Origin of the sequence: Neobacillus citreus (assembly GCF_018343545.2) — a bacterium.
GTDB lineage: Bacteria > Bacillota > Bacilli > Bacillales > Cytobacillaceae > Neobacillus > Neobacillus citreus.
Genome location: NZ_JAGYPE020000007.1, coordinates 128,613 through 135,880, shown reverse-complemented (window position 1 = coordinate 135,880; position 7,268 = coordinate 128,613). Strand labels below are relative to the sequence as shown.

The 7,268-nt window shown below is 39.3% G+C and carries 5 protein-coding genes; all 5 read right to left on the bottom strand.

Annotated features, from left to right (window positions below):
* A partial coding sequence (locus tag KHB02_RS06465; protein ID WP_277398177.1) for a galactokinase family protein occupies positions 1-643 on the bottom strand: 643 nt, incomplete at its 3' end.
* Positions 644-808: 165 nt separating this feature from the next.
* Complete coding sequence (gene lacZ / locus KHB02_RS06460) at positions 809-3,961, bottom strand: beta-galactosidase, LacZ type (RefSeq protein ID WP_213147654.1); 3,153 nt, start codon at positions 3,959-3,961, stop codon at positions 809-811.
* Between the two features lie 35 nt (positions 3,962-3,996).
* The gene (locus KHB02_RS06455; protein ID WP_241113750.1) at positions 3,997-4,830 is read right to left on the bottom strand and encodes a carbohydrate ABC transporter permease; all 834 of its coding nucleotides are present in this window, start codon (positions 4,828-4,830) and stop codon (positions 3,997-3,999) included.
* Positions 4,830-5,696 carry a carbohydrate ABC transporter permease gene (locus tag KHB02_RS06450; protein WP_213147655.1) on the bottom strand — a complete coding sequence of 289 codons (867 nt, stop codon included), beginning with the start codon at positions 5,694-5,696 and terminating at the stop codon, positions 4,830-4,832. The genes KHB02_RS06455 and KHB02_RS06450 overlap by 1 nt, the downstream gene beginning before the upstream one ends.
* A gap of 125 nt (positions 5,697-5,821) precedes the next feature.
* Positions 5,822-7,099, bottom strand: a complete 1,278-nt coding sequence (locus tag KHB02_RS06445) for an ABC transporter substrate-binding protein (protein ID WP_213147656.1) — start codon at positions 7,097-7,099, stop codon at positions 5,822-5,824.
* Positions 7,100-7,268 lie beyond the last annotated feature (169 nt).

Here is a 7,268-nt window from a genome sequence, read left to right as displayed (position 1 = left end):
TGTTTGTATTCATTATGATAATTTTGTGATTTTCCAGCTTAATCGGCGCGTACTCATATTTTAAAGTCTGGCAATCTAACAGAATTCCCGTATTTTCTTTGCCCATGCCGACAGCGAATTGGTCCATAATTCCGCTGTTAACACCAATAAATTCATTTTCCACTCGCTTGCCAATCTTAATTAACTCAAGGCGGGGAATGTCTAATTCGTACAGGCCGTTTACTAAAACTCCTGTTAGGAGCTCTATGGATGCAGATGAGGAAAGACCTGCACCATTAGGAATATTTCCTTTAATTACACATTCAAACCCGGTCGGAATCATATAGCCAGCTTCCATAATAAAGCGGATTATTCCCTTTGGGTAGTTGGCCCAATGATGATCCTTTTCGTAATCCAGTTTGTTTAAGTTAAATTCAATCATCCCTTTATCCGGAAAATTTTCCGAGTATAAACGGACGAGCTGATCTTCCCGTTTCCGAGCAGCCGCATAGGTTCCATACGTAATGGCACACGGAAATACATGACCGCCGTTATAGTCGGTATGTTCCCCGATTAAATTAATCCTTCCGGGAGCGAAGAATGCCCTTTCGGGTAACGAATGAAATAATTCTTGAAATTTATTAGATAGTACTGTGATGGTCATTTCCTTTTCCTCCAGAAGCTAAGGTTTGTTCGTAACTTCATTTTATCCCCCATAGTAAAAACAATCAATATTTTAGTAAAAATTTAACTAAAAAAATAAAAAACCCTTCCTAGAGGGAAGGGTCACTTTAATTAATATTCAATATGGCAGATTACTAGCCATTCGTCACACCAATTTACTTAATTCAACTGGCGATATTTCATTTTTCGAAAATGCTTTGAAACTTACCGCAAAGTGGAAATCTTTGTTCAACAGGCGATATTGTTCAAGCACTCCAGGTCCACAACTTGCTGATCCAAGTCCCTGCTGTTTATAATCTACATTAAATGTAATGAAGTCTTCTTTAACCAAATCATAGGTATGCTTTGCTCTCTCTAAACCATCTGTGGTGTACAAATGTGTACTAAAATCAAAGCTTGGCTTCCCTGCCGCTAATAAACCGGTCCCTGAAAGATTTGTCAAGGACACCCATCTTACCTCATGGCGGTTTCCATTTTCCTGTGGTACCACATAAGGAGTAAATAAACCATTAACCGTCGAAGACCAGATACCAAACCGTGCCGCTTGTTTACTATCGGCATACGATTCACCTGGCCCCCGTCCATACCAATCCACCTGGTCAAATGAACGTTTTAACTTCATTTGTAAGCCTATTTTCGGTAATGTGGCTGATGACACACCAAGTTTTTTACCGCACACATCGACAGACACCACACCATTATTCTTGATTTCATAGGTAATAACCGTACTAAGTCCCCAAGCATGAACAGGCGGTGCAAGTCTTGATTTTACAGTAATGGTGACTACATCCTTAGCCTGAGACAATTTATAGTCAAACGATTCAATGCGGTTTTGCATTTGGTGTAATCCATACTTTCGCCATTCAGGCTCTTCTTTTTTAACGCTAAATTCCTCTAGGCCAAGCCTGTCATTGTCGGTCGGGGCCCGCCAAATGTTCACAGTTGGACCACTTTCTAATAGTTCCATCCCATAAACCTTCCAAGAATGAAGGACACCATATACACGGTCAAATGTAAGTGAGAAGGATTCACCAGTCACGATTAACTGATGCCCAGTTTCTTCTATTAAAAGCGGACAGAAGCATCTTGGAAAAGCAACACCTTCATTACTCTTAACCGCTGAAGGCAGTTCAAATTGTACCCAAGCAACTTCATGACCCGCCCTTGCCCATTTAAGATCTTCCGCTTGAATAAAAGAAACATTTAACCAATAATCTGTATTTTTACGTTTCACACTTGGCAGTACAAAAGGAATTGATACTTCATGTGATTCACGGGGTAAAATTTCAGGCATTTTCATTGTTCCATTATCAAGAATCTTACCGTCAGACTCTACCGCCCATGATAAACTAAGATGATTTAAATGAATAAAGTCATACAGATTATGAATACGAACTACACCGTTCTCCAGGTCAACTGCCTCTACGCGAACCGGCTCAATAACCTTTTTATATTCAAGCAGGGCCGGAGAAGGGGTTCTATCAGGCATAACAAGCCCATCAATAACAAAATTGGAATCATGAGGGGTCTCACCGAAATCGCCGCCATACGCAAAATACTCTTCACCATTTTTAGCAAATTGACGGATGCCATGATCCAGCCATTCCCAAACAAATCCACCTTGTAATCTATCATATTGATAAAAGAGATCAAAATATTCTTTTATCCCCCCGGGTCCATTCCCCATTGCGTGAGCATATTCACATAGAATATGCGGCTGTTTTAAATCTGTACGTCCACCCAGTCGTTTCATTATTTCATGAGGGGTGTACATAGTTGAAAACATATCAGCAGCTTCTTGCAGTCGTGTTGGATTATGATCTGATTCCGTCATGATAAAACGCGTTTCGCCTTCGTAATGTATGAGTCTGGTAGGATCCTTTTGTTTTGTCCACTTCGCCATTTGTATATGATTTTCCCCAAATCCAGATTCATTCCCTAAGGACCAGATAATAATCGATGGATGGTTTTTATCGCGCTCCACCATCCTCTTCATCCGATCAACATAGGCTTCCTTCCACTCCGGATCTTGGCTTAACTGATGAATATTGCCAATTCTATCAAAACCATGAGTTTCCAAATCTGTCTCATCTATGACATAAAGCCCATATTCGTCACATAAATCGTAAAAACGCGGATCATTTGGATAATGGGCTGTCCGAACAGCATTAATATTATGCTGCTTCATCAACTTAATATCTTTTTCAAACCAATCTATTGGAACAGCCCGGCCTAAGTCTGGATGATGATCATGACGGTTCACACCTTTAAATAGAATCGGCACACCATTCACTTGAATCAAGCCATCCCTCAGCTCCACCTGCCTAAAACCGATTTTTGCCGGAATAACTTCGATGGCCTCACCATTTTCACCCTTTAAGGTTATCAGCAAATGGTATAAATACGGTGTTTCGGCTGTCCATTTGTTAGGGGAAGAAATCGGAATGGTGATATTTAAGCTTGATTCACCTATCCCATTCAGTACAACCTCCTGCGTTTTCTCAGTTACTTTTCGATATTCACTGTCAAGAAGTTGTACCATAAACTCAAGACGATTTATCCCGTCTCTATAGGAATGAATCCATGACTCAATCCGTAATTCAGCATCTGTATAGTCTTCATCAAGAATTGTCTTTACAAAGAAATCATGCGTATACACTTTGGGCTTTGCTTCCAAATAGACATCGCGGAAAATACCGCTTAGCCACCACATATCTTGGTCCTCAAGGTAGCTTCCATCCGACCATTGGTAGACCTGTACCGCAATCGTATTTTTTCCCTCTTTAACAAACGGCGTCACATCAAATTCTGAAGGAAGGCGGCTCCCCTTGCTGTAACCAACCTCTTGGCCATTGATCCAAAGATGGAATGCACTATCCACTCCCTCAAAACGCAAGAACAGACGCCCCTCCAGCATTTCTTTTGATAAATAGAAATCTCTTCGATAGGAGCCTGTTGGATTTTCTGTTGGAACATATGGCGGGTCTACAGGAAATGGATACTGTACATTGGTATAATGCGGTCTGCCGTATCCTTGCATCTGCCAGTTAGAAGGCACCTGCAAATCTGCCCAAGCACTTACATCATATTCATTTTTATAAAATTGATTCGGGGCTAGTTCAGGTGTTTCAGCATAATGAAATTTCCACATTCCATTCAACAATAAAAATCCGTAAGCGCGGCCGCGCTCATAGCTGATTGCATCCTCCATATTCTTATAGGACATAAAATAAGAGCGATCTTTTATTCGATTTCTATGAAGTACAGAAAGTAATTCATAATCTTTTGTTTGTCTCATTCTGAACCTCCTGCATCTTCTTATTTAAGTGCTGCTTATTTCACCGCACTTCCTAACATACCTTGGATAAAGTGCTTTTGAAGGACTAAGAAGAAAATAATAATTGGAATAGTCGCAATCATGATTCCGACATTAATTTGCCCATAGTCAATAATCGAACTTCCTCTAAGACTTGATAAAGCGACTGGGAACGTATACATCTCCTTGGATGTCGTGACAACTAACGGCCATAAGAAGTTATTCCATTGCTGCAGGAATAAAAAAATGGACGTCGCCGCAAGCGCTGGTTTCATAGAAGGCAATACAATCCGGAAGAAAATTCTCAACTCACCAGCGCCATCCATTCTAGCTGCCTCCATTAATTCGGTTGGAAACGCCATAAAGTTTTGCCTCATTAAAAAGATCGCAAACGGCGTACAAACAGACGGCAGGATAAGCGCCAAATACGTATTCAGCATATTAAAATCCGACATCATCCGAAATTGCGGTATCAACAGTGCCTGATGAGGAATCATCATCGATAACAAAAACGCCATAAAGATAAATTTATTTCCTTTAAAGTGAAACTTTGATAATGCATATGCCGCCATGGTCGAAACAATCAGCGCCAAAATCACATAGGAAATGGACACAAAAAGGGAGTTAAACAGCACCCGCCAAATCCCAATCGATGCATTTAGATTATTTAAATTCGTTAAAAATTGATCTCCCACAACCATCGTCGGCGGATTGGAAAACATTTTACTTGTGTGATTGGTGGATCCAACAAGCATCCAATAAAAGGGGAAGATTGACATCACAATACCAATGAGCAATAGGAGAGGAAGAATCACTTTTTTAATCCGAGTGGAAGCTGTCTTTTCCTGCATTATTTTCCATCCCCTGTCGTTTTCATTTGAATGATTGAAAGAATAGCTACTAAAATCACCACTACATAGGCTATTGCAGATGCATAGCTAAAGTCATAGTACTTAAATCCATTAGAATAAATCATTAACCCAAGTGTCATCGTAGCATCCCCTGGACCACCTTTTGTCAGGTTAAACGGTTCATCGAATAACTGTAAGGTGGAAATAGTTGAGATCACAGACGTAAACACGATAATCGGTTTTAATTGTGGAATTGTAATTGAAAAGAACTGTCTGATTTTCCCAGCCCCATCAATAGATGCCGCCTCATAGGTTTCTTCCGGGATGTTTTGCATTGCCGCAAGATAAATGACCATATTATAGCCTGTCCATCTCCATGTCATTGCAAGAATAATTGAAACCCTCGCCCAGAAAGAATCTTTTAACCATGGAATGGGATCAATCCCTGTCAATGTTAATAATTGATTGACAATTCCTTTATCCATCAAAATGATAGAGAACAAGATAGAATATGCTACTAACGATGTAACCGCCGGCATAAAGAATGCTGTACGATAAAGTCCTTTAAACTTTAACAGTTTACTATTTAAAAATGCTGCCAATATCAGAGCTAGTGTTAGCATAACTGGTACTTGGACTATGAAAATAATAAAGGTGTTAAATAACGCCCGATAAAATGTCGAATCGTGCAATAATCGGATATAGTTATCTAAACCTGCAAAAACATAGGCGCCGCCTTCTAACTTTTGAAAACTTAAAATGAAAGAGGAAATAATCGGATATATCGTAAAAAGAATGAAAAATATGACAGCTGGGGCTAAAAATAGATACGGCGTTATTTTTGCTTTATTTATTCGATCAATCATGCTGTTCAACCCCTTAAATGGTAATAATCGCTTTTGTGCATTACCTCACTAAAGTTTATAATTGGAACTTTGGTTAATGAATAGCTTCAGCACCCGCCTTAAAAAAAACGGGCGCATCTGCACTTTTACTTCAATCGGTTTTCAATATTCTTCTTGGTTTTTTTAATTATTTCTTCTGGATTAGCCCCATTTATAACTTCCCCTAAAGCTTTGACAATTTCATCTCGAACAATCGGGTCATTTTTTGTATACGTAATGCTAGGGATTTTATCCATTTCATCAGCAAAGAAACGCCATATTTTTTGATTTCCAAAGAACTCTACTTCTTCATCAAATAGCTTTGATTCAAACACTGGGTTATACGAAGGGAAAAGTCCGCCTTTCATGGCAATTTCCTGAGCTTCGAAGCTAGTTGTAAACCATTTTAAGAATTCATACGTTTCTTTTACATTTTTACCTGTAGACGGGATGACAAATGAACTTCCTCCCTGAAGTGATGAACGTGAGCCGCCTTCTTCGAATGCAGGCAACGGCATTACTCCCCATTTACCTTTTGTATCTGGTGCTTGCTGTTCAATGGTTCCTGTTAACCATCCGCCGGCAACTACGGATGCAGTATCAGAATTGGCTATGCTTGTAACCCATGAATCCCATCCTGTTACACCTAACAATAACCCTTTGTCGTTTAACGCCTTCATCACTTTCATGGCTTTAATGGATGCATCACTGCCAACCGTTAATTTATTGTCTTTATCAAAATATCCTTCGGCTTGTTGATTTAACAAAATCGTATAAACATTTGAATCTGCTTGGTCAAAGGCTAACATTGCTTTACCAGTTGCTTTCTTAACTTTTTCACCTGCTGCAATGAAATCATCCCATGTTTTAATTTCTTCCGGATTTACCCCCGCTTTTTTGTATAAATCTGTTCGGTAAAAGACACCTGCCGGACCAGCATCAAATGGCATCCCATATATTTTTCCATCTTTTGATACTGCGTTAATTTTAAACTCTGGGAAATCCTTTTTATAATTGTCATATCCTAATTTACTTAAGTCTTCAAATGCGTTCGGAAAAGCTTCTAATTTCCCATTAAGGTCATCATCTGATTGTAGTAATCCATCTGGCAGGCCTTTGCCCCCTGCTTGCAAACCAGTTGTGGTTTTTTGAATAATGTCTTTTCCGCCAGTTTCAATCACATTCACTTTAAAATCAGGATGATCTTTCTGATAGATTTCTGCCGCCTTTTCAAGGACCGGCACATTAATATTGTTTGCCCAAATCGTGATGGCTCCGTCTTTCGAAGCTCCATTCTCCCCGCTGGAACCGGAGCCGGAACCGCATGCTGCGAGGAGCAGAGATAATGCTGCAACTGATGAAAATAACTTTAGCTTTATTTTCATAAAATAATCACCCCTGTTTTAGTGTTTTGTTTACTAAAAAATAGTAACATGTTTTAGTTAAAATGTAAACGCTATTTTTATCAATATTTTAGTAAATTGGTATATTTCAATTGATCCCTAGGTTTAGTTTTTTACCTTCCCAGTTTGGCTATTGTTAATCTCTTCTAAA

Bases quoted from the DNA above. Each gene is read 5' to 3' on its own strand.
- lacZ (WP_213147654.1), bottom strand. From the start codon at position 3,961: ATGAGACAAACAAAAGATTATGAATTACTTTCTGTACTTCATAGAAAT.
- KHB02_RS06455 (WP_241113750.1), bottom strand. From the start codon at position 4,830: ATGCAGGAAAAGACAGCTTCCACTCGGATTAAAAAAGTGATTCTTCCT.
- KHB02_RS06450 (WP_213147655.1), bottom strand. From the start codon at position 5,696: ATGATTGATCGAATAAATAAAGCAAAAATAACGCCGTATCTATTTTTA.
- KHB02_RS06445 (WP_213147656.1), bottom strand. From the start codon at position 7,099: ATGAAAATAAAGCTAAAGTTATTTTCATCAGTTGCAGCATTATCTCTG.